This window comes from Candidatus Cryosericum septentrionale, assembly GCF_003570995.1.
GTDB classification, from domain to species: Bacteria; Caldisericota; Caldisericia; order Cryosericales; family Cryosericaceae; genus Cryosericum; species Cryosericum septentrionale.
This window is the reverse complement of record NZ_QXIY01000010.1, coordinates 1-20992: the sequence shown is the minus strand read 5'-3', so window position 1 is coordinate 20992 and position 20992 is coordinate 1. Positions and strand designations below refer to the sequence as shown.

The 20992-nt window shown below is 57.0% G+C and carries 26 protein-coding genes; 2 read left to right on the top strand and 24 right to left on the bottom strand.

What is annotated here, in order from left to right; genetic code table 11:
• Nucleotides 1-70 precede the first annotated feature (70 nt).
• The 8 genes from holA to SMC1_RS02805 form a co-directional block, all read right to left on the bottom strand.
• A complete protein-coding gene (gene holA, locus SMC1_RS02840; RefSeq protein WP_119085297.1) occupies nt 71-1096 on the bottom strand; it encodes a DNA polymerase III subunit delta in 1026 nt (341 codons plus the stop codon).
• Between the two features lie 10 nt (nt 1097-1106).
• Complete coding sequence (gene asnS / locus SMC1_RS02835; RefSeq protein WP_119085296.1) at nt 1107-2390, bottom strand: asparagine--tRNA ligase; 1284 nt, start codon at nt 2388-2390, stop codon at nt 1107-1109.
• A 2-nt stretch (nt 2391-2392) separates the two neighbouring features.
• Nucleotides 2393-2854 (bottom strand): YceD family protein, encoded by a 462-nt coding sequence (locus SMC1_RS02830; RefSeq protein ID WP_165849167.1) that lies wholly within the window; start codon nt 2852-2854, stop codon nt 2393-2395.
• Nucleotides 2823-3311 carry a hypothetical protein gene (locus SMC1_RS02825; RefSeq protein ID WP_119085294.1) on the bottom strand — a complete coding sequence of 163 codons (489 nt, stop codon included), beginning with the start codon at nt 3309-3311 and terminating at the stop codon, nt 2823-2825. Before SMC1_RS02825 ends, SMC1_RS02830 begins: the two co-directional genes overlap by 32 nt.
• On the bottom strand, nt 3304-3804 hold the full coding sequence (coaD, locus tag SMC1_RS02820; protein ID WP_119085300.1) for a pantetheine-phosphate adenylyltransferase: 501 nt from the start codon (nt 3802-3804) through the stop codon (nt 3304-3306). Before coaD ends, SMC1_RS02825 begins: the two co-directional genes overlap by 8 nt.
• A 99-nt stretch (nt 3805-3903) precedes the next feature.
• Nucleotides 3904-4632, bottom strand: a complete 729-nt coding sequence (locus SMC1_RS02815) for an amino acid ABC transporter ATP-binding protein (RefSeq protein WP_119085299.1) — start codon at nt 4630-4632, stop codon at nt 3904-3906.
• 34 nt (nt 4633-4666) lie between these two features.
• On the bottom strand, nt 4667-5311 hold the full coding sequence (locus SMC1_RS02810) for an amino acid ABC transporter permease (RefSeq protein ID WP_119085293.1): 645 nt from the start codon (nt 5309-5311) through the stop codon (nt 4667-4669).
• 24 nt (nt 5312-5335) lie between these two features.
• Nucleotides 5336-6121 (bottom strand): basic amino acid ABC transporter substrate-binding protein, encoded by a 786-nt coding sequence (locus tag SMC1_RS02805; RefSeq protein ID WP_119085292.1) that lies wholly within the window; start codon nt 6119-6121, stop codon nt 5336-5338.
• Between the two features lie 349 nt (nt 6122-6470).
• Between SMC1_RS02805 and SMC1_RS02795 the strand changes: the two genes are divergently transcribed.
• Nucleotides 6471-7004, top strand: a complete 534-nt coding sequence (locus SMC1_RS02795) for a gamma carbonic anhydrase family protein (RefSeq protein WP_119085290.1) — start codon at nt 6471-6473, stop codon at nt 7002-7004.
• Nucleotides 7005-7195: 191 nt separating this feature from the next.
• Nucleotides 7196-8032: a basic amino acid ABC transporter substrate-binding protein gene (locus tag SMC1_RS02790; RefSeq protein WP_165849166.1), complete on the top strand. Its 837-nt coding sequence runs from the start codon at nt 7196-7198 to the stop codon at nt 8030-8032.
• Between the two features lie 87 nt (nt 8033-8119).
• On the opposite strand, the gene SMC1_RS02785 is transcribed toward SMC1_RS02790, so the two are convergent.
• From SMC1_RS02785 to SMC1_RS02715, 16 genes are all read right to left on the bottom strand, one after another.
• On the bottom strand, nt 8120-8932 hold the full coding sequence (locus SMC1_RS02785; protein ID WP_119085288.1) for an ABC transporter permease: 813 nt from the start codon (nt 8930-8932) through the stop codon (nt 8120-8122).
• The gene (locus SMC1_RS02780) at nt 8932-9747 is read right to left on the bottom strand and encodes an ABC transporter permease (protein ID WP_119085287.1); all 816 of its coding nucleotides are present in this window, start codon (nt 9745-9747) and stop codon (nt 8932-8934) included. The genes SMC1_RS02785 and SMC1_RS02780 overlap by 1 nt, the downstream gene beginning before the upstream one ends.
• Nucleotides 9719-10723, bottom strand: coding sequence for an ABC transporter ATP-binding protein (locus SMC1_RS02775; protein WP_119085286.1), 1005 nt, complete (start codon nt 10721-10723; stop codon nt 9719-9721). The genes SMC1_RS02780 and SMC1_RS02775 overlap by 29 nt, the downstream gene beginning before the upstream one ends.
• Nucleotides 10724-11224: 501 nt before the next feature.
• The gene (locus SMC1_RS02770; protein ID WP_119085285.1) at nt 11225-11725 is read right to left on the bottom strand and encodes a ferredoxin-thioredoxin reductase catalytic domain-containing protein; all 501 of its coding nucleotides are present in this window, start codon (nt 11723-11725) and stop codon (nt 11225-11227) included.
• Nucleotides 11722-12009, bottom strand: a complete 288-nt coding sequence (locus tag SMC1_RS02765) for a glutaredoxin family protein (protein WP_207799273.1) — start codon at nt 12007-12009, stop codon at nt 11722-11724. Before SMC1_RS02765 ends, SMC1_RS02770 begins: the two co-directional genes overlap by 4 nt.
• Before the next feature lie 27 nt (nt 12010-12036).
• Complete coding sequence (ltaE, locus tag SMC1_RS02760; RefSeq protein WP_119085284.1) at nt 12037-13065, bottom strand: low-specificity L-threonine aldolase; 1029 nt, start codon at nt 13063-13065, stop codon at nt 12037-12039.
• 44 nt (nt 13066-13109) lie between these two features.
• Complete coding sequence (locus tag SMC1_RS02755; protein ID WP_119085283.1) at nt 13110-13742, bottom strand: iron-sulfur cluster assembly scaffold protein; 633 nt, start codon at nt 13740-13742, stop codon at nt 13110-13112.
• A gap of 9 nt (nt 13743-13751) precedes the next feature.
• Complete coding sequence (locus SMC1_RS02750) at nt 13752-14933, bottom strand: cysteine desulfurase family protein (protein ID WP_119085282.1); 1182 nt, start codon at nt 14931-14933, stop codon at nt 13752-13754.
• Between the two features lie 112 nt (nt 14934-15045).
• Nucleotides 15046-15984 (bottom strand): ferritin-like domain-containing protein, encoded by a 939-nt coding sequence (locus SMC1_RS02745; protein ID WP_119085281.1) that lies wholly within the window; start codon nt 15982-15984, stop codon nt 15046-15048.
• 79 nt (nt 15985-16063) lie between these two features.
• Nucleotides 16064-17008 (bottom strand): thiamine pyrophosphate-dependent enzyme, encoded by a 945-nt coding sequence (locus tag SMC1_RS02740; RefSeq protein ID WP_119085280.1) that lies wholly within the window; start codon nt 17006-17008, stop codon nt 16064-16066.
• A gap of 5 nt (nt 17009-17013) precedes the next feature.
• Complete coding sequence (gene porA / locus SMC1_RS02735) at nt 17014-18183, bottom strand: pyruvate ferredoxin oxidoreductase (protein WP_119085279.1); 1170 nt, start codon at nt 18181-18183, stop codon at nt 17014-17016.
• Between the two features lie 12 nt (nt 18184-18195).
• A complete protein-coding gene (locus tag SMC1_RS02730; RefSeq protein WP_119085278.1) occupies nt 18196-18546 on the bottom strand; it encodes a 4Fe-4S binding protein in 351 nt (116 codons plus the stop codon).
• On the bottom strand, nt 18543-19109 hold the full coding sequence (locus tag SMC1_RS02725) for a 2-oxoacid:acceptor oxidoreductase family protein (protein ID WP_119085277.1): 567 nt from the start codon (nt 19107-19109) through the stop codon (nt 18543-18545). The genes SMC1_RS02730 and SMC1_RS02725 overlap by 4 nt, the downstream gene beginning before the upstream one ends.
• Nucleotides 19110-19394: 285 nt before the next feature.
• Complete coding sequence (locus SMC1_RS02720; RefSeq protein WP_119085276.1) at nt 19395-20219, bottom strand: metal ABC transporter solute-binding protein, Zn/Mn family; 825 nt, start codon at nt 20217-20219, stop codon at nt 19395-19397.
• Nucleotides 20220-20267: 48 nt separating this feature from the next.
• Nucleotides 20268-20402 (bottom strand): hypothetical protein, encoded by a 135-nt coding sequence (locus SMC1_RS11095; protein ID WP_279386558.1) that lies wholly within the window; start codon nt 20400-20402, stop codon nt 20268-20270.
• Between the two features lie 9 nt (nt 20403-20411).
• On the bottom strand, nt 20412-20992 hold a 581-nt coding region (locus tag SMC1_RS02715), incomplete at its 5' end, for a sodium ion-translocating decarboxylase subunit beta (RefSeq protein ID WP_133299405.1).

Sequence of the window (20992 nt, the reverse complement as noted above, 5' to 3'; positions counted from 1 at the left end):
AAGAATACGGCTGCCCGTAAGAAGTCTCGCCTGATGAAGAAGGCGAATGCCGCCAAGGTTGCGACCAAGGCTACTGCTTCGTAAGAGCTACTGCTGAAAGCAACCGCTCAAGGGCTACCAGCGCACTGCTGGTGAGCCCTTTTTTCGTTTCATACTCGATTTCCTCGAGACGCTCCAGCATAGCCTCGAGTTCACGCAGCTTAATATGACTTGCCGCTGTCAGAAGAGCGCTTAGCGTATAATCGTCGAGGTATTGATGCTGGGTGCGCAGGCACCAGGCCCTGAGGTCGGCCTTGGGCCGGTTCGACTTCGAAACAAGCTTTGCGTTCAGCAACCGTACAAACCCGAGTTCCACATCATAGAGAATGGTTGTGTCCGTCGCCCCGGAAGCTGACAGGTCATAGAGCGCTGTCGCTGCACGGTCGTACTTCCTGAGAGAGATTGCCTCGACGAGATCAGCGGCCGCCGCAATGTGGCACCGAGGCACGACCTCACGGACATCAGCGACAGTGACGGCTGCGCTGGTATACGCAAGGAGTTTGTCGATTTCGCTTCGCATAAGGAAGAAACTGCTTGCCGTTCGCCCCATGAGCTCGTGGACCGCTTGGTCCTCTATTGCACGCCCCTCGAACCTCTTCTTGATCCAGGAGCGCACCGCAGTCAAGGGCACGGCGTAGTTGGTAATCACATACGCCTTTTTCAGCAACTCTGAAGGAACTTTGGCGGGGTCCGCAAATATGACAATGGTGGTGCCGCCAGACAGAAACAGGGGGGCCATAGTGCCCAGACGTTTGGCTCCCTTGTCTTCGAGGCCGTTGATGACGAGAACCTTGCGCCCGGACCCGAAACTCTCGCTGCCGAGGAACTCGCGGATACCATCCACATTGTCATCGCTACCCTCAAACTCGGCATAATCGAAGGCCCAGAAAACTTCCGCTACCAGTGAGCGCGCTGCCTCTTTCGCCTGTGGAACGAAATAGTCGTCTCCGGGCGCGAAGACATAGAGCGACGCAGGCTTCTTGCCCCTGAGGCTTGTGAGACCCTCAGTCACTGAGACCTCGTTGGAGCCTGACGCGTATCCCTTGGCTGCAGCCATTGCTCCTGGTCTATGGATAGATCTTCTCGAGCAAGCGAGGGAACGGGGCTGTTTCCCGCACGTGCGGCAGCTTGCAGATCCACGCTACTGTCCGCTCGACGCCAAGACCAAACCCGCTGTGCGGGACCGATCCGTACTTGCGGAGGTCCAGGTACCACTGGTAGTCTGCTTCAGCAAGCCCCTCGGCATGAACCCGTTCGAGAAGCAACTTGTAGTCATCTTCGCGCTGCCCGCCTCCGATGATCTCACCGTATCCTTCGGGAGCCAGCAGGTCAGCGCACAGTACCGTCTGTGGATTGGCAGGGTTTGTCTTCATGTAGAACGCTTTGAACGATTTGGGGTAGCTGTGCACAAAGACCGGCCGTTCGAACTGGTTCGAGATGAGCGTTTCCTCATCCCCACCGAAATCATCGCCCCACTGTATCGGCGAACCGGCTTTCTGGAGAAGTTTCACTGCCTCATCGTAGGAGATACGTGGAAACGGCGTCGCTATCTTTTCAAGTGGAGAAGGATCCCGCTCGATGATAGCAAGCTCCTCTTTACGCTTCTCCAGGACCTGCTGCACGATGTACGTGACGAATGCCTCCTGGACATCGCAGTTCTGCGACCAATTGCAGTACGCCATCTCGGGCTCGACCATCCAGAACTCGGTCAGGTGGCGGCGCGTCTTGGACTTCTCGGCGCGAAACGCAGGACCAAAGCAGTAGACTCTCCCAAAGGCCATGGCTGTCGCTTCGTTGTACAGTTGGCCGCTCTGCGATAGGTAAGCGGGTACGCCGAAATAGTCAGTCGAGAACAGGGTCGAGGATCCTTCGCAGGCATTGGCGGAAAGAATGGGGGCGTCCATGAGCAGGAAGCCGTTGTCATCGAGGTAGTCACGGATGCTCTTGACGATCGTGGCACGTATGCGCATGATCGCCCACTGGCGCTTCGAGCGGAGCCACAGGTGCCGGTTGCTCATCAGGAAGTCGACGCCATGCTCTTTGGGCGTAATCGGGTAGTCCACAGCTGCCTGATGGACCTCGATCTTCTGAACATGCATTTCGTGACCGCCGGGCGCCCGCTCTTCGGCATGGATCGCACCAGTGATACTGATGCTGCTCTCCTGCGTGAGATGGCGCACCGCCTCGAATGTCGACTCGTCCACGTCACTCTTGGCGACGACACACTGCATAATACCGCTGCCGTCCCGAACGAGGACAAACGCTACTTTTCCACTGCTGCGGCTATTGTAGACCCAACCCTCGATGGTCTGGACCTGCCCGATGTAGTCTGCTGCCTTGTCGATGTACATGATTACTTCTCCTCCAGCGATTTCTGATGCGAACACATTATCGAGTTCAGGTTCGCCCCACATTCAGGACATAGCCCCTTGCAGTCTTCTTTGCACAGTGGAAACTCGGTGACTTCGATGAGCAGGTGCTGGCGCACCACATCGGAAACGTCGAGTACGTCCGACTCAAGCGCAAACACGTCTTCCTGATCAGGATCATCTTCCCCATTGAGAAGGTATGTTTCATTGACGTCGAACTCGACATCCTCCACGACCGGGTCCAGACACCTCACGCAGGGCTGACTCACCCTCGCACTGAACGCTCCGGAGAACTGATAGCCGATTCCGAGATTGCTCAGGACGAACTGTCCTGTCACTGGCTCAAGAAGCGCAACTCCAGGGAGATCTCCGACCGAGGTTTCCTCGAACGCGAACGATTGACTGCTCCCTTCCTCAATGTTCAGTTTCTGGAGTTCGAGTCTCATCGTCTTTCTCCTCCACATGAAACTGCATCTCCGACGCCTTAACGGTCTCAGCCAATCTCGTCAAAATCTGCTCCAGCTGTTCCAGCATCTTGAGTGAGTACTCGTCAGCCTGCTGTTCAGCGGCCTTTCGCGCGGCCACAACCTCCGTCATCATGCGCTCTCGTTCGGCGGCGGCGGAACGTACGATTTCGTTGTCTGCAACCAGATCGTCGTGCGAGTGTTGGCCCTCTTCTATCATTCGGCCGCACTGTCGCCTGGCATCGGCCATCAGGGCGTCACGCTGCTCCAGCAGGGCATACGCATTACGGACCTGTTCCGGGAATGCCGTGCGGAGATGTGCGACTGCATCTGCCAGCTCCTCGTCCTTGATGATACGATAGCCAAGCAACCTCGGGCTCCGCTCCCTCACCTGATCGATGCGGTCGATGATGTCCTGCAGTGTAAGCTTCTCAATCATGCGTTCCTCCCCTGGCCCGAGACAGGCCAAGCACAATCCTGTCTGCAACACTCGCAGGCACCAAGTCACGAATGTCCCCACCTCCTTCGTACATCTGTTTGATGAGTGTGGAGGAAACGAAGAAATGGTCTTGCGAGCTCATGAGATAGATGATATCCACATTCGGGTCGAGATGCCTGTTCGCCCAGGCGAACTGTACTTCATAATCAAAGTCCGACACGGGCCGCAATCCGCGCAGCATGATGTTTGCGCCCACGCGCTTCATGAAATGAACGACCAAGTCGTCGAAGCCTTCCACCACGACATTCGGGATATGCCCTGTTGCGCTGCGGACCATGTCGACGCGCTCGTTCAGCGACCACATTGGACTCTTGTACGCTATGCCAGCCACGCCGACGACGAGCCGGTCGCACAAGCGCGCTCCACGCTCAACGACGTCGACATGCCCTCTGGTGACCGGGTCAAACGTGCCCGGATAGACGATTGTATTCATATATCCCATAGACCTCATGTTCAAGTGTAGTCAAAAGGCGTCCGATGAAAAGAAAAAGAGGGGCGCCTTTCGGCGCCCCTCCTCATGGTATTGGCACATTCAGGCCAAGAGCACCTTACTCAGGAAACTCAGTGTACGCTCCTGCTGAGGATGCTCGAATACCCTAGAAGGAGATCCGGACTCAATGATGAGGCCCTGATCCATGAAGATGACGCGGTCCGCGACTTCCTTCGCAAAACCCATCTCATGTGTGACGACAATCATTGTCATGCCTTCGTCCGCAAGTTTGACCATCACGTCCAGGACCTCATGGATCAACTCCACGTCAATGGAGGATGTCGGCTCATCGAACAGCATGAGCTTCGGGTGCATGGCAAGCGCACGCGCGATGGCCACCCGCTGTTGTTCGCCGCCACTCATCTGACCAGGCTTGTAATCAGCGCGATGCGCTAGACCGACCTTCGCCAGAAGTTCCATTGCCTCAGCCTCAGCCTCTTTGCGAGTAGTCTTCTTGACGACGAGAGGGCCCAGGGCGACGTTCTGAAGAGCAGTGAGGTGAGGAAACACGTTGAACTGCTGAAACACCATGCCAATGTCTTCTCTCAGTCTGCGAATGTCATACTTGCCTGACTCGACGAGCTTGCCGTCGAATGTTATGCGGCCGGCCGACGGGGGCTCTATCCAGTTGATGCACCTCACCAGTGTACTCTTGCCCGAACCTGAGGGCCCCATCAGGACCAGCCGTTCCTTGCAATCCATGTCGAAGCTGACTCCCTTGATGACTTCGAGAGAGCCGAACGACTTGTGCACATCGTCGACGACGAGCAGCTTCCCCTGTGACATCATCATGTCGCCAGCCATCTCACTCCACCTTCTTCTCGAGATTCCGGGACCACTGCATGACCGGCGTGGTCATGATCAAGTAGATGATTGCTGCACCGATGTACGGCGAGAAGACGTTGTACGTGCGGGCGCCGATGATCTTCGCCTTGAAGAGAAGATCCTCCATCGAGATGAAGGCAACCAGGGAAGTATCCTTGATTAACGCCGCAAACTCATTGGCAAGCGGCGGCAGAACCCGCCGGAACGTCTGCGGGAGGATAACGTGGCGCAGTGCCTGCGCCTGATTCATGCCCAGCGAGAAAGCAGCTTCAGACTGTCCTTTGGGGATCGACTCGACGGCGGAACGGAACACCTCGGCAATGTATGCAGCGTAGCACACTGCAAGAGAAACCGCGGCGGCAGGGAACATAGGCAGGTTCAGGCCTATCCTCGGGAGAGCATAGTACACGATCAGAATCAGCAACAAAGCCGGCGTCCCGCGCACGGCCTCGATGTAGACACGCGTAATGGCGCCGATGACCCTTCCCCCAAACATGTTCATCAGCCCCACCAGAAGTCCAGCGACAGTCGCAAAGATCATCGAGACGACCGTCAGCGAAAGCGTGGTCCAAGCGCCTGCCAGAAGAAACGGCAGGTTGTCGAAGATGATCGACCACTTAAGCATCTTGCGTTACCCCGACCACGACAGCTATTTGGGCAGGTATGGCGGGTCGGCAAAGAAGTATTTGCGGTAGAGAGTCGCGTACGTCCCATCTGCAACCACTTTGCGGAGTGCCACATCGATGTCGCTCTTGAGTTGGGTGTCATCTTTCCGCACAGCAATACCATACAGCTGCGTCAGGTCCTGACCAGCTATCGAGGTCGTATTGAGAACTTTCAATGTAGGATGCATACTGGCATAGGCCGTGCACACAGGATAGTCGTTCACCACAGCGTCGATCTTGCCATTCTCGAGGTCCAGGGTCGCAAGCTGGATGTCGGGGTAGGAGTTGACCTTCACACCGGTGATCAGCTTGGCATCAATCTCACCTGTCGTGCCAGTCTGAACACCGACCGTCTTCCCCACAAGATCCTCGGGTTTGGTGATGTTGTTCTTGGCAGGGTTGTACATGATGCCCATGTCTGCCCGGTAGTAGGGAATGGAGAAGAGGACCTCCTTCTCGCGGTCGGGGGTGATCGTCATGGCGGCGCATACCGCGTCGAACTTCTTTCCCTGCAGGGCGAGGAGAAGCCCGTCAAAAGCCCCACTAGTCAGATTGCTGGTCTTGCCCATCTTCGCTGCGATGGCTTCCATCAGTTCGACGTCAAACCCTGTGGGCTTGTTGTTCGCATCGGCGTACTCGAATGGCGCATACGTCGGGTCAGTCCCCCAGTTGAATGTTCCAGTCTGAGTCTTGCATCCTGTCGAAACCGTGACGATTAGTACAGCAACAACCATCAAGATCACAATACGGGCAAACGCTGTCTTCTTCATCCTTTCTCCTCCTGCATGATTCAGATTTCTGGTAACCGTGTACTAAGCGAGCCACCCTATATTGCACTGTGAAGAACAGTGCTACCCTATACTTTGTGCAATCCCCAAAGAAAGTAAAGCATGGAAGGGAGCCGGCTCATCTGGCGAGCGCAGCAGGCATCGGTCTCGTCCTGGTCGCGTGCGCTGCCTTCGTGGGAGCTTTTGTCATGCACCTCGTCGGCAGGCCACTCGGTTGGTCAGTCCTGGCAGTTGTTGGTCGCATGAGTGCGGTGGGCCTGGCCGGTGTGAGCTTTATGGCGGATCTTGCCGAGACTCATACAAAACGACTGCATCACAAGGAGGAGCACTGATGTCCGGGATTCTTCGTGCGTTCGACGGAAAGACCCCAACCGTAGCATCCACAGCATTTGTCGCCGACACGGCCGTCCTGATAGGAGATGTGACCGTCGAGGAAGGCGCCAGCATCTGGTATGGGGTGGTCCTCCGTGGCGACATTGCGCCCATCGTCGTGCACCGCAATGCCAACATCCAGGACAACGTCGTGGGGCATGTAGATACCGGCATCCCTCTCATTGTCGGCGAGGGCGCCACTGTCGGCCACAGCGCCGTCCTGCATGGCTGCACCATCGGCCACCATGCCATGGTGGGCATGCATGCCACCGTCCTCACGAGAGCCACTGTAGGCGAAGAGGCAGTGGTGGCCGCAGCAGCGCTGGTTCCTGAGAACAGGCTCGTACCTGCTCGGTCACTCTCGATGGGTGTCCCTGCACGCGTTGTACGGTCACTTGCGGACGAGGAGATACAGGAACTCCATCGTCGAGCTCAGGACTACGCTAGATTGGCAGTGATGTCCATGGCAAACTCTGAACACAAACGACCCTGACATCGGACTGATCGGCACCTTAGTCTCCTTATTGTCTTCATACTCCATCCACGTTTCTCCTTGCATTTTCTGACCCTTTCCTATACTTCACCCAACCAATGCTACAAGCCAATCAGCCGAAGAGCCCCTTGGTAACGACCCGACGTATGTCGCGCCGTATCTTCATACCCTGGCAACAAGGAGAGTCAAACATGAGCAGAACTCGTACATCACGGTGGGGTGCGGTCTTCACTGTCGCACTCGTTCTATGTCTTCTGGTCCTCTCGGGCTGCCGCCCTGCAGCCACTTCCTCCGACCTCGACCGCGTCAAACAGGACGGCGTTCTGACTGTCGGCAACGACACAACATACGCTCCTTTCGAGTTCGCCGACAGTACCAACAAGCCGACAGGTTTCGACATCGACCTCATTGCCGCCGTCGCCGAGAAGCTTGGGCTGAAAACGGACATCGTGACCACCGCCTGGGATGGCATCATCCCTGCCCTCCAGACACAGAAGTTTGAGGTTGTCATTTCGTCCATGACGATCACGCCCGACCGCGAGAAGGAGGTCAGCTTCTCCATTCCCTACTACCGGGCGGACATGGGCATCGTGTTCGACAAGACTCTCCATACCATAGCAACACCTTCGGACCTCGCAGGACTGAGGGTTGGCGCTCAGGTCGGAACCACGGGCGAACAGAGCGCACACATGATCGACGGTGTGACGGACGTTCGGTCCTACCCAGATATCCAGCTCGCGATGGCAGATCTGAAATTGGCCCGTATCGACGCTGTCGTCAACGACTTCCCAGTCTGCGCTTACTATGCGAAGGACTCGCCGACGCTCACTGTCATTCGTATACTCAAGGTGAAAGATCTTGACCTTACCCAGTACTACGGCATAGCCATGCGCCTCGAAGACAAGCAGCTGAAGATCGCTGTCGACAAGGCCCTGCAGGACCTTGTCAAGGATGGCACGTACGACACCATCTACGCCAAATGGTTCGGAGGGACACCCGGTTTCCGTCCAGGAGACCAGAAGCCCTGACGCCTTGACCGAAGCTGCCCTAAGTTCACGTCCCGCCGTACCCATCCGGGATACGGCGGGACGTGAACTACCAAGCTGCCTCTTGGCCTAGAATGCAGTAGTCACGTCGATGTAGCCCTTTCGCTGAGCTTGGCGACTGCCGAAAGAGACCAGAAGCGAGCCGAGCGCAAACAGGACCGCTGCCGACAGGGCAACTCTCCCCAGCAATTGAAACGTCGACATGTCGGAGAGAAAACTGGTAAGGATCTTCCCCGAGATTGCCCTGCGCATGAGTTCGATGAATGGACTCAAGGGGACAAACTCCGCGATCTTTGCAAACACCGCTGGAAAAGCAGTTGGAGGAAACAGCGCCCCGCTCAGCACGAATATGCCCCCAAAGAGCGCGTCGACGACATCGACGTCCAGCTTGATCGTCAGGAGGAACACGGAAGCCACGGCCAACCCCAGGCCTGCAGCCACGAGATACCCGAGGGTAGCGCCCGCTATGAGGTAACCCCAGTTGGGGTGGAACGGCAGACGCAGCACGGGAACGAGCCAGCACAGATTGATGAAGATTCCTGCGAGTGCGATAAGATACCGTGTTGCGGCACGGCCGCACAAGTAGGTCCGGTACGACGTGCTCGACAGGAAGATGTACTTCAGCGTCTGATAGTGCTCTCGGTCATCGTGGACACTGAACGCCATATCGAAGAACACCATGCTCAGTGAGTAATAGAAGATGGTCCCGTAGAGTGCGTATGGGAGCAGCCCCGTCTTCTGGCCAAAGACCCCATACAGGATGATGACCGTGAGAAAACTGCCGATCGGATATGCCGCAAGGTAGAGCAGCCACACCCACTTCTTCGTCCAGTTGCTCTCGATCTGGAGACCGATATACATGGAAGCAAGAAAACCCTTCATCACTGCCACCGAAGCGTCAGGCGCGCATCGCGCCTGGCCTTGTACTCGACAGACCGCAGCGCCCACGATGCGATGAATGCAAACACAAGACCCAGCCCGATGAGGATGAGCAACTCCCAGCGCCAGTCCAACACCTTCACTGTGAACGAAGGGACCAGAAGCTGTCTCAGTGCGTCAAGCCCAAGTGTCGTCGGGATGAGTGCCGCGATACCGAGCAGGCCCAATCCTAGGAATCTGGCGGGAAAGTAGGATCCCGAGAGAACGTTCGTCGGTTCCATGACGAGGTCGGCAGTGCGCCATGCGTCGCGCCCGTGGTAGAGAAACAGCGACGAGAACACGATGCCCAGCCCATACATCGAAAACAGGGTCACAAGGAAGACGAGCAAGGCCGAGGGCAGGTGCAGAACCGTGAACTGCACCTTGAACACAGCGATGCCAAAAAACAGCACCGCCAGAGAACGGAGCATCGTATGCATGGCACCGCCGACGGACAGACCGACAAGGAAGGCGGACAGCGGGGCGGGGCTCACAAGCATCAGCTCCAGGTTCCCCATTTCCTTCTCCCAGTACAACTGCGTCGCAACACCCCACAGAACGTTCAGGAAAAAGGGAGTCATGAACCCGCCCAGCACCACGAGCCCGCTGAACTCAGAACCGGTACCAAGCGTCCGGTAGAGGTAGATGTAGGTCGCCATCGTGAAGAACCCGCCCAGGACACTTGCGACGACCCACGTCGCCTCGCGCATTTGTCCAAAAATGCGCACGTAGGCACGCGCGTTGAGCGTCCTAAGAAATAGGAGAAACTTCTTCTTCATCTTCGAACCTCCTGCCCACCATCTTAAGAAACGCGTCTTCCAGAGTGGGCTCGAGTTTACGCATGTACTCAAGGGTTGCCCCCTGCCCTGCCAGTGCCGTGATGAGACGGGCGATGTCACTCTCATGCATCAGGTGTGCGACAAGCATTGGACTGTTCGTCACCTTGTCGACACCCAGGACGAAGTCGTTCCCCTCCTCCATGAATGCAGTGATAAGGTCAAGCTGCTTCCCGTCGAGCCGATCGACCGTAATCTCGTAGTGCGCCCTGCTGTCCAGGTCCTGTTTGAGTTGCGCTGGAGCTGCATTCGCAAGGATAAGCCCGTGGTTGATGATGGCTACGCGCGAACAGAGTTCATCGGCCTCTGCCATGTAGTGTGTTGTCAGAATGACCGAGCGTTCCGGCTTCTCCCGAACCCAATCGCGCACGATGCTGCGGATGATGACACTCGCCTCGACATCGACGCCAAGCGTCGGTTCGTCGAGGAACAGAACCTTGGGGTCGGTGACGAGACCACGTACCAGATTGACCTTCTGACGCATGCCGGTGGACAGGCGGTTCATCTGCTGACGCCTGCTGTCCCACATGCTGACGACCTTGAGGTATTCCTCGATCCGGGCGCGCGCAACAGGCGTCTCCATGCCGTAGAACTGACTGAACATCCAGAGCTGCTCCTCAACCGTGAGAATACCATACCCCGAGGTCTCGCCTCCGGAAATGAGGCTGATGAGCGGACGCACATGAGTGTAGTCTTTCTCGACATCGAAGCCGGCAACAGTAACGCGCCCGGACGTGGGAAGCAGCAACGTCGACATGATCTTGATTGTCGTAGTCTTGCCTGCGCCGTTCGGGCCCAGAAGACCGAAAATCTCGCCATACGAGACGTCGAAGCTGACGCCCCGCAACGCGTAGAAAGGAGCCGTGCCCCTGCGGTTGAAGACACGAGTGAGGTTCTCTACTTGAATAGCTGTATGCATACAGTGCTACCTCCAGAACAAGTGAGGAAAAGCGAACTGTATGACAGGAGAGATTACTGACGGACTGTGTGAGAGTCAGTGACTGAGGAATTGACTGTCCTGCGTTTACTGTAGCAAACTCTTGGCTGCAGCTTGTCCAATCAACGGCACCCCTGTCATCAGTTGGTGCGAATCCTGTTCTCTACCATTGTCGTACCTCCACATGTACGAATGTCCATACGCGCCCTCAAAGCGCGACTTTGAGATTCTACCAGAACGTTTCTGCTTTGTCAAATGCTTGTGTGCCGAGCCCTCACACATGTTGCCAACAGAGACTGATAGCCGTGCCCACGCACCAGTTCTCGTCCCCGCCGATCATTACCAGCACCGACGATGGTCCCGGTCCCGCACGCCCCATGACGAGCCAGCATGAGTAGCGAGTCATCCGGCCCTCAGGGACACCGCAAGCCGCCCTCCCCTCTTTGGGACAAGGCGGCTCCCGGCGAGAATGATATTCTCAGGCTACATGAAGCGCTCAAAACGCTCCTTGCCGGCCTTGCAGACTGGACAGACCAGCGGAGGCTGCGGCCTTGCGCACAGGTATCCACAGACCCTGCATCGCCAGACCGGAAACGCGAGCCCGGCCACATGCACCTGTTCCATCTCCCTCGGGTGCGCAGTTGGCCCGCCGACCGGACGCCGGTCCGGAATGGATGTTGCCGTCTTCTCGCCACGACTGATCTCGGGCGAGACATACAGCGCGCAGTAGCAGGCACCGTATTCGTCGAGGTCAGCGTCTCGGTAGTCACACGGACAGACGAGGTCGACATCCCGCTCTCTTACTCCTGATGCCAGACGGCAGGGGCAGGCGCGATATCCGTAGCGTGTCTCGTTCTCCAGCAGGCCCCGGACCAGCTCACTGGCAAAAGCGTCGTCAGGATTGACAGAATATCCTGCATCCCGTGCCTCGAGGGCTAGCCTCTCCCAGACCTTAGCGACACGCTCGTTCGGTATCCTGCTCATTCAGCCGCGAGCTCCCGAATCTTGTCTTCCTGGAAACCTACAACACAATCCTTGCCATCCAGGACGATGGTCGGAAACGAACACGCTGGGTTCCATTTCAGGACCTCCTGCTTGGCCAGTTCCTTGTTTCCACCCTCCTGGTCGTCGACATCGATGTAGTCGTAGCCCACGCTCAGCTCCTGAAGCAACGCCTTCGTCTTGCGGCACCATCCGCAGGTCGTCAGTGTATAGAGGAGGACCTTGTGCTTGTTGTGCATTCCTTCGACATGTTTGGCTTCCAACATTGTTTCCTCCTTGACGCAGATAGATGCCTAAGCGTGCAACAACGATCCGAAAACCTCGACGGTCTCGCGACACTGATCAGTCGTCACATCGTGGTGCGTGACCAGTCGAACTGTAGTCGGCGTGACGGCATTGCACAGAACGCCTTTCTCCTTGAGCGCGACCACGAACGACGGCGCATCTTTGCCACTTGCACTGACGTCGACCATAGCCATGTTGGTTTCGGCTTCAGACGGGTCAGTTCCATACCCGATACCGGCGAGTTCGCCTGCGAGCAGCTTCGCATTGGCATGGTCCTCCACCAGTCTGTCCACCATCGTCTCAAGCGCCACAATACCTGCAGCCGCCAGAATGCCAACCTGACGAAGACCACCTCCCAAGCGCTTGCGGTTCTTGCGCGCCCGTTCAATATAGTCTCTGGACCCCACGAGCAATGATCCGACAGGAGCACACAAGCCTTTGGAAAGACAGAACATGACAGAATCAGCGTAGGATGCCCACACGTCCGGTGTGATGCCAGAGGCGATCGATGCATTGAAAATTCGCGCTCCATCCATATGCACGGCAATGCCACGCTCCCACGCCGTTGCCGCAATCACGCGTACGTACTCGATGGGCCATACCTTGCCCCCACCTCGATTGTGGGTATTTTCGATAGCAATAAGAGACGTCCGTGGAAAATGAATGTTGCTGGAGTCGCGGATTGCGCGCTTGACATCGTCCGGGTCCATGACGCCCCGCTTGCCTGGAACCTGTCGAGCCTGAACGCCCGACAACATCGCGATATCGCCAACCTCATAGTAGAAGATGTGGCTCTCGGCTTCCGTAATAAGCTCGTCCCCACGCTGCGTATGTGTCATAATGGCGACCTGATTGCCCATCGTGCCTGAACACACAAACAGACCAGCCTCCTTGCCCAGCATTCTTGCGCCCAGGTCTTCCAGTCTGATGACAGTAGGGTCCTCGCGGTAGACGTCGTCGCCGACCTCCGCCGTCGCCATGGCGTCGCGCATGGCCTGTGTAGGCTTCGTAACAGTATCAGAACGAAAATCGATCATTGTTCCCTCCAAGCAGATTGAGTTTTCTGCGATGCGGACAACATTTAGACGTTCTCGACGTTGACCGACTTGACCCCACGGATCTTGCTGACGTGTTCGACAATCTCGTCAATCGTCGGGTTCAGGAACTTGTCGTCAGAGCCAATGCTGACTTCGACCCTGACCGCACCCAGGTCAATGCCAATGTACTTGACCATCTTGAGCGTGATGATATCGACCCCGACTGGCGGCCACAGCACATGCTTCAGCTCCTCAGTCACGGTCTTGACGTCAAGCGTGGAATCATAGTCGATACCCTTCACTTCTTTCTTGTATTTGCGAATAGCCGACCGGAGCCCGTCGACAGCGAGAACCGAGCAGTGCATCTTGACAGGAGGGAGGCCCCCCAGCTCGTCGGCAGCCTGTTTCCATGTGATCGCCTCAGCCTCGTCGATCGTCTTGCCCTTGGCCAAGTCGGTGATGATGGAGCCTGTAGCTATGTTGGAGGCACAGCCATAGGACTGGAATTTCACATCCTCGATACGGTCGGTTGCCTTGTCGATCTTGAGGTAGACCGTGATCTCGTCGCCGCACGCGGGCGACCCTTCAGTAGCACAAGCGTCGGGGTTTTCGATGACCCCGATGTTGTGCGGGTTCTTGAAGTGCTCGATGACTTTCGCAGTGTACTTAATTGCCATAGTACCTCCTTATTCCGCAGGCGGCTTGATCGTGCTCTGAGCGCGCAAGCGTTCCACGATCGGAACGAGCTTTGCCAGAACAGTATCAACATCAGCCTCAGTGTTGTACCGAGACAGCGTGAAGCGGATCGAGCCATGCGCCTGTTCGTGATTGCGCCCGATCGCCATGAGAATGTAATTCGGTTTCAGCGTCGCGGCCGCACAGGCTGAACCCGTGTCGACCACAATTTGGTCCATGTCGAGGAACATCATGATCGCTTCCCCCTCGATGAACAGGAAACTGTAGCACAGATGCGACGCAGCCCTTCCGGCGCCATCCGGTCCATTGAGCAGAATATATGGAATGCGCTCACGGATGCCAGTGGCAAGACGGTTTGTGAGGCTTTGCATGTGCTCAACATCCTTGTCGAAGGTCGCGTACAGCAATTCGACAGCCTTGTCGAATCCTGCAATGCCCATCGTGTTGGGTGTGCCCGGAACAAGCGGAGAGTACGACTCCGAGCCAAAGGTGATGGGGCGTATCTTCGTGCCCTTGCGCACGTAGAGGGCGCCAACACCCTTGGGGCCATGGATCTTGTTGCTGGAGAAGCTCACCAGATCCGCCTTCACAGCGTCGACATCCAGTCGCTGCGTCTGCAGTGCGCTGGCGAAATCCACATGATATGGAATCCTGCGGCCCACGTGCTGTGACGCCTCGGCAATGATGGCTCCTGCCTCGGCGAGAGGCTCGATCGTTCCGATCATGTGGTTGACACTCATCAGGCTGACCATCGCCGTATGCTCGTTCAGGACCGAGGAAAGCTGGTCGAGATCATACTTCCCCTCACCATCGACCTTGATGTAGTGAGCCCTGTAGCCTTCCTTCTCCAGTGCCCTGCACACCGCGAGCGTAGCAGGGTACTCGATCTCGCTGGTCACAATCTCCGGTTTGTCGACTGCCTGCGCCCACGTCGAGCCCCGCAGTGCTATGTTGATGGCTTCAGTGCCACTTCCCGTGAACACGACCTCGTTCTGCGACCCTCCAATGGCGGCTGCAAGCCGGTTCTGTGCTCTCTCAATGAGTTCTGCAGCGCCAGTGCCGCACTTCGTGAATGCTGCCGGTACTGCGTATTCATCAATAGCAGCAGTGCGCATGGCTTCCCAGACCTCAGGCGCGACCATCGTACTGCGAAAGTTGTCAAGATAGATCATTGCCTACCTCCTTTTCCTGCAGTGGTCAAGAACAGCCTCGAATGCAAGATTTCTTCTTTCAGCCTATCACAAACAGGGCAAAGTCAACACGTCAAAAAGCGGTGAGTGCGCGTCAACGCCTAGAGTGGTGGCGGCTCAGCATGTTGTACATGCCTCTCATGTCTCTGTAGTGCTGGAGATCAGAACGGGCCAGTACCAGTGTCTGGCGAACAACATCGGGCTGACTGGGGTACCGCACAGCGATAGCACGGTATCCCATGAAGGCCTTGCGTTCGGCTTCCACGACAACGCTGAGTCCCTGGAGCAGAGCACTGTAGTCGAGAACCTGTCCTGACTTCAGGGAAACGATGGCTTCCCTGTGCGGCTCATAGACAACGCCCGCATATGCACGGTGCAACTGCTGCAACAGCTGAACGTGGGCAGCTTCACCGGCTGCGAGCAAGCTGAATGTTGCCTTCAGACGCCTGTTGGGGGTCATCTCGACAAGCTGCAGGTAGCGAGTACGTGCTTCGACCTCATCCTCGATTGCATCTTCCAGCAGCTCCTGGAGACTGAACGGCGCTCCTTGCGCTTCCCGCGCAATGTGCTGTCCGACACGACTTCCCAACGACCGAAGATGCTGCGGCGCCCGCCACAGCATGCGAAGGCTGAAGACCCCACCAATCGTTCCTCCCTGCCTGACAATGTCATCCTCGAGCTGGGATATCAGCTCGTCGCCACCGCTCAAGCGACGCGTCATCACCAGAAATACGGTGACGCCTCCGAGATCGACCGAGCGGACAAATCCAGATACCGCAGGCACGATGGCCCCATTCCAGTAGGGAAAAACGAGAACAAGCCTGTCCCCTCGGCCGAACGACACACCGAGGGTGCTCAGTACCCCCAGGTCAAAGCCGCGGACTGCCCGCCTCGCTGAACGCTTCCATCCAGCAGGTAGAGCAGTGAAGCGATCGGTCAGGCCAAAGAGCGGGGCATTCAGTGCCGCCGCTATGCCTTCAGCTACCATTCGAGAACGCCCCATAACAGAGTAGAACATGGTCTTCGTTGTCATTGAGTTGCTCCTCTGACGCAATCAGCCCACCGCCATTGTAGCCGGTGGGCTGACGAATACAACGCGAGACTCAGGCGGTTCAGAACTGGATGCCGGACTCCTCTAGCTTGAGCAGACGGGCCCACTCGTCGTCGATCATCTTCTGCATCTCGACGATGACGTGTTCGTTCCCAGGCTTGAATAAATGCCTGAACCGTGTCTGACCCTTGAGGAACTCCTCGATCGGTTTACGGTTGGAGGGCTTGGTGCTGATATGCACGAAACCGTTCTCGATCTCGTACAGTGGCCAGAAGTTGGTCTCGACGGCCAGCTTGGAATACTGCATGGTAAGTGCGGGATCAAAGGACCAATTGGTCGTGCAGGGCTGCAGAACCGCAAGAACGGCCGGACCATCAGCATTGAAACCCTTCTGCGCCTTCTTGTACAGGTCCAGCGTGTTGTGAACTGCTGCCTGGCCGACGTATGGAATACGGTGGGCCGCTGCAATCTCCACGAGATTCTTTCGCCACTGCGGCTTGCCGAAACTAACCTTTCCCGCCGGAACGGTCGTCGTGCTAGCGCCAAACGGCGTGGCTCCGCTGCGCTGGTTGCCGGTGTTCATGTAGCCCTCATTGTCGTAGACAAGGTACATGAACTTGTGCCTGCGCTCAAGCGCCCCGGAAAGAGCCTGGAATCCTATGTCGTACGTGCCGCCGTCGCCTCCGACCGCAAGGATGTTGACGTCGCCGTCGATCTTGCCACGACGTTTCAGAGCCTTGTACGCGGCTTCGACACCTGAAGCGACCGAGGCGGCGTTCTCGAATGTCACATGCATCCACGGTGTATTCCAAGCCGTAAACGGATAGATCGTCGTTACAACCTCAAGGCAACCTGTCGCGCTGATGACGATGACTGGTTTGTCGGAGGCCGCGAGAACAGTCTTGATGAGAGGTCCAATGCCGCAACCAGAACACATCCGATGGCCGGACACGATTCGGGCATCAACACCATCAGTCTTCAAAGCGATTTCTTGCAGTGTAGGCATGTCTGCTACCCCCTCAGTCCGATGTACCGCTGATGCTCCGGGTCGAGTTCGCCGGACAGCAGTTCCTCGAAAACGGCTTCGATTTCAGTGGTCATGATGTCGCGACCACCCAACCCATAGATGTAGCTCTGCATTGACGGTCGCTTGTCCAGTTCCCACAGCGCATTGCGGAACTCGGAGTAGACCGGAGCATAGGCTCCAAAGTCCATCGAGCGATCGAGAACGCCGACGACGGGCACGTGACGGAGTGCATCACGCACTTCAGTGTATGGGAATGGTCGGAAGAGAATCGGCTTGAGCATTCCGACCTTCTTGCCCTGCGCACGGACGGCATCGACGGCAGCCTTCGCAGTGCCTGCAGCCGAATTGAGGACGACGACGACAGCTTCCGCATCGTCGGTACGATATGTCTCGAAGAATGGGTATTGTTTGCCGGTGATCGCTGAGAGCTCGGTGCCGACTTCACGATAGACTTCGAACACTTTGCTCATTGCCTCTTCCTGAGCGCGCTTGAACTCGAAATAGTAGTCCGGGAGGACCAATGGCCCGACGCTCCTCGGGTGTTCGACATCCAGCAGAGCACGGTCCAGCGACCGCACGCCGACAAACTTCCGTACGAGAGCGTCGTCGAAGATTTCGACTGGCTCCACCGCGTGACTAGTGATGAACCCATCCTGGTTGACCATGGCCGGTAGCTGAATACGTTTGTCCTCAGCCACACGGATGGCGAGTAGCGTGTTTTCGTAGACCTCCTGGGCATTCTCACTGAAGATCTGAATCCAGCCGACAGTGGTCACACCCATGACGTCCGAATGGTCGCAGTGGATATTGATCGGGGCGGACAGCGCCCGGTTGACCAGCGACATGACAATGGGCAACCGCAGGCCTGGTGTCGCGGCAACGACTTCCCACATCAGGGCAAGTCCCTGGGACGAGGTCGCCGACATGGCACGAGCACCAGCTGTTTCGGCACCGACAGCCGCTGACATAGCTGAATGCTCTGACTCGACGGGCACCATCTCTGTATCGACAATTCCATCTGCGACATACTTCGCAAACTGCTCCACGATCGGCGTCTGAGGTGTAATCGGGTAGGCAACGACGACGTCGGGGTTGATCTGGCGCATCGCTTCAGCGGCTGCCTGTGCGCCCGTAATCGCTTTCTTCACTCCCATGACATCTCCTCCCTACAGCTTGCAGGCGGCTTGCTCCGCCTCTTCTTCGCGAATTATGCTGATGCACTTGGTCGGACACTCATGGGCGCAGATACCGCATCCCTTGCAATAGTCGAGGTTTGTCTCCAATCGTACGATCCCTTTGAACATCCGTCCACCCTTGCCGGCGACCCCTTCCTCGCTCTTGGTGACAGGAATAGCCATGTCGGGACAGTAGCTCACACAAATCATGCAATGGGTACATTCAGAAGCGTTCCAGACAGGACGGAGAACACGCCAACCACCGGTCTTGTAGCCAAGCGATGTAGCTGCCGGCAGCTCCACGCCAAGTTCAAGTTCCTGCCATGCCTTTCTTTCGCTCATTTGAACACCTCCTCATAGCCCTTTCGGAGCATGCTGATATTCTTCTGCACCTTCTCTTCGCCTATCTTTGGCAGGAAGTGCTCGCGCAAGACATACTCCAGCGACTCCATCTTGACAATGCCGGTCAGTTTCACGAGTGCCCCGAGCATTGGCACGTTCGGTGTGTCCATGCCCAGCAATTCCAGTGAGATGCCGGTAGCGTCGACCCCGTACAGGGTGCCGTTGAACTGCGCCAACTTCTTGATCTCAGTGGAACAGACTTTGGTGTTGACGATGAGGATGCCAGTGTCAGGCAAGCCCGCTGCAACCGCGACGGAGCGCATGATGCCAAAATCGAGCACCATGACGACATCAGGGTTGACAATCGGCTCATGGCTCTTGAGTACCTTGTCGGCGATCTTGGTATATGAGACCGTTGGAGCACCACGACGCTCAGACCCGTACTCGGGGAACGACTGAATATACTTGCCCTCCCTGAACGCCGCCTCCGCCAGCAACTGGGACCCCGATTTGGCTCCCTGGCCTGCCCTGCCATGCATTCTGACTTCGTAGACTTCCTTCATGTTTCCTCCCCTTTCCAGACCTCAACGCAGATTCGTGGTTCCATGGCATACTTTCACCCAGGATGCCCTGCAAGACCTGCAGAGCCCCTCCTGGAACCAACCATACAAAACGGATCTGGCCAGAAGCGCATTGTGTCAAACGACGCCCACCGGTCCTTCCTGCGCTCACATTATAGAATGCGTAGGGGCAAAAGCAACGGACTATCAAGAAGCCGTCACAGCCCAGAACAGTACCACCGACGTCTCCAAGAGGCGCCGGACTCCTCCATCGCGGGCTGCGCCTGCCTACTTCCCGATCGCCGACCCAAGTAGTGTCAGCTGATGTTCGAGCCAAGGCACAAAGTCACCTTCAGCCGTTGCGCCGAGAGCATCCAGACTGCAGGCAACGATGCCGTTTGACTGCCGGCTAACTCCGGTGCTGCCTCCAGGAGCGACATTCACGACTACGACCCGGGTCTTCTCTCCGGACCCCCAGTCAGCAACTCTTGAAGCCGCCCCTGCCCCCAAGAGGTCAAGACCCTTCAGGCCCGGCTGAACCACAACCCGCAGCCCATAGTCCCCAGCTGCGCTTGACCACGTTGTGTCCCCGGCCAGGAATGCCCTAGTACCAGCACTCCAGACCAGCCGTTTCAGTCGACCATCCGCCTGGCTGCACTGGTCCATGAACACTGCATATCGCGAGTCGAACTGCTCCTTCAGCTCCGGGTACAAGGCATCCAGCGTATCGCGCATCAGGCGAGCCATGTCTGCGGCGTCCCGAAAAGATAGCCACGAACCTTCCGGCATACCCTTGTCCAAGGCGGCAGAGAGACTGACGAAACGCACGCTCCCCTGCTCCATCTCGCTGGACCATGTATCGATGGAGGCTCCGGTCTGGAAAACGATAGCACTCTTGGACACAAGCTCTCGCGCATTCTGGAGAGGTGCCCCGTCGTCTCCGGCAAGAACCTGAACCTGCAACGCGGTGCCAGCAATAGCCTGAGCAATCAGGGCAACCGGCTTGATGGTCCCCGAGATGATCGTGGGCACTACAACGTTGCGTGGACCACAACCGGACACTGCCATCGTCACGACCATGGTAAAGGCAAGAATCATCCGAAGCTTGTTCACGCCAGCCTCCTTCACGAGTCCGCTACTGGCGGAAACTCGTGTTACCGGTTACGCCAAATCGTCCCTTGGGGGGAGCATTCTCAACAGAAGCTTGATGAGACCGTAAAAGATTCCCAGCACGGCAAAGATGAGGACATAGCTCAGCCCGCTGATGCGCAGACCCTCAGCAACAACAGTATCCATGGCCACCTCCTATCGTACCAGGGCCAGGATCAGACCTCCTGCAATGATGGAGGCGATCTGCCCTGCCACGTTTGCCCCAACGGCATGCATGATGATGAAGTTGCTGCCATCTTCCTGCTGCGCCATCTTCTGGATGACGCGGGCAGACATCGGGAACGCCGATATGCCGCACGCGCCGATCATTGGGTTGATCTTTCGTTTCCGGAACAGGTTGATCAACTTCGCGAAGAGGACTCCACCCGCCGTATCGAACACGAAGGCAATGAGACCCAATGCGATAATGAGGAGCGTCGTCGGATTCAGGAATTGCTTCCCTCCCATAGACGACCCAATCGTGATGCCCAGCAGGATGGTCACCAGGCTGGAAAGCTCATTTTGAGCAGTCTTGGAGAGACGCTCCGTTACCCCGGACTCACGCAGCAGGTTGCCAAACATGAGGCTGCCGATCAGAGCCACGGACATGGGCGCTATGATACCGGCGATAAGCGTGACAGCAATGGGAAAGATGACTTTCACCGTCCTCGATACCTCGTGTTCAGGGTTCTCCATGTGAATCATGCGCTCTTCGCGGGTCGTGAGCGCCCGAATGA

Coding starts and splice junctions, on each gene's coding strand:
- holA (WP_119085297.1), bottom strand. CDS start 1,096: ATGGCTGCAGCCAAGGGATACGCGTCAGGCTCCAACGAGGTCTCAGTG.
- asnS (WP_119085296.1), bottom strand. CDS start 2,390: ATGTACATCGACAAGGCAGCAGACTACATCGGGCAGGTCCAGACCATC.
- SMC1_RS02830 (WP_165849167.1), bottom strand. CDS start 2,854: ATGAGACTCGAACTCCAGAAACTGAACATTGAGGAAGGGAGCAGTCAA.
- SMC1_RS02825 (WP_119085294.1), bottom strand. CDS start 3,311: ATGATTGAGAAGCTTACACTGCAGGACATCATCGACCGCATCGATCAG.
- coaD (WP_119085300.1), bottom strand. CDS start 3,804: ATGAATACAATCGTCTATCCGGGCACGTTTGACCCGGTCACCAGAGGG.
- SMC1_RS02810 (WP_119085293.1), bottom strand. CDS start 5,311: ATGCTTAAGTGGTCGATCATCTTCGACAACCTGCCGTTTCTTCTGGCA.
- SMC1_RS02805 (WP_119085292.1), bottom strand. CDS start 6,121: ATGAAGAAGACAGCGTTTGCCCGTATTGTGATCTTGATGGTTGTTGCT.
- SMC1_RS02795 (WP_119085290.1), top strand. CDS start 6,471: ATGTCCGGGATTCTTCGTGCGTTCGACGGAAAGACCCCAACCGTAGCA.
- SMC1_RS02790 (WP_165849166.1), top strand. CDS start 7,196: ATGAGCAGAACTCGTACATCACGGTGGGGTGCGGTCTTCACTGTCGCA.
- SMC1_RS02785 (WP_119085288.1), bottom strand. CDS start 8,932: ATGAAGGGTTTTCTTGCTTCCATGTATATCGGTCTCCAGATCGAGAGC.
- SMC1_RS02780 (WP_119085287.1), bottom strand. CDS start 9,747: ATGAAGAAGAAGTTTCTCCTATTTCTTAGGACGCTCAACGCGCGTGCC.
- SMC1_RS02775 (WP_119085286.1), bottom strand. CDS start 10,723: ATGCATACAGCTATTCAAGTAGAGAACCTCACTCGTGTCTTCAACCGC.
- SMC1_RS02770 (WP_119085285.1), bottom strand. CDS start 11,725: ATGAGCAGGATACCGAACGAGCGTGTCGCTAAGGTCTGGGAGAGGCTA.
- SMC1_RS02765 (WP_207799273.1), bottom strand. CDS start 12,009: ATGTTGGAAGCCAAACATGTCGAAGGAATGCACAACAAGCACAAGGTC.
- ltaE (WP_119085284.1), bottom strand. CDS start 13,065: ATGATCGATTTTCGTTCTGATACTGTTACGAAGCCTACACAGGCCATG.
- SMC1_RS02755 (WP_119085283.1), bottom strand. CDS start 13,742: ATGGCAATTAAGTACACTGCGAAAGTCATCGAGCACTTCAAGAACCCG.
- SMC1_RS02750 (WP_119085282.1), bottom strand. CDS start 14,933: ATGATCTATCTTGACAACTTTCGCAGTACGATGGTCGCGCCTGAGGTC.
- SMC1_RS02745 (WP_119085281.1), bottom strand. CDS start 15,984: ATGACAACGAAGACCATGTTCTACTCTGTTATGGGGCGTTCTCGAATG.
- SMC1_RS02740 (WP_119085280.1), bottom strand. CDS start 17,008: ATGCCTACACTGCAAGAAATCGCTTTGAAGACTGATGGTGTTGATGCC.
- porA (WP_119085279.1), bottom strand. CDS start 18,183: ATGGGAGTGAAGAAAGCGATTACGGGCGCACAGGCAGCCGCTGAAGCG.
- SMC1_RS02730 (WP_119085278.1), bottom strand. CDS start 18,546: ATGAGCGAAAGAAAGGCATGGCAGGAACTTGAACTTGGCGTGGAGCTG.
- SMC1_RS02725 (WP_119085277.1), bottom strand. CDS start 19,109: ATGAAGGAAGTCTACGAAGTCAGAATGCATGGCAGGGCAGGCCAGGGA.
- SMC1_RS11095 (WP_279386558.1), bottom strand. CDS start 20,402: ATGGATACTGTTGTTGCTGAGGGTCTGCGCATCAGCGGGCTGAGCTAT.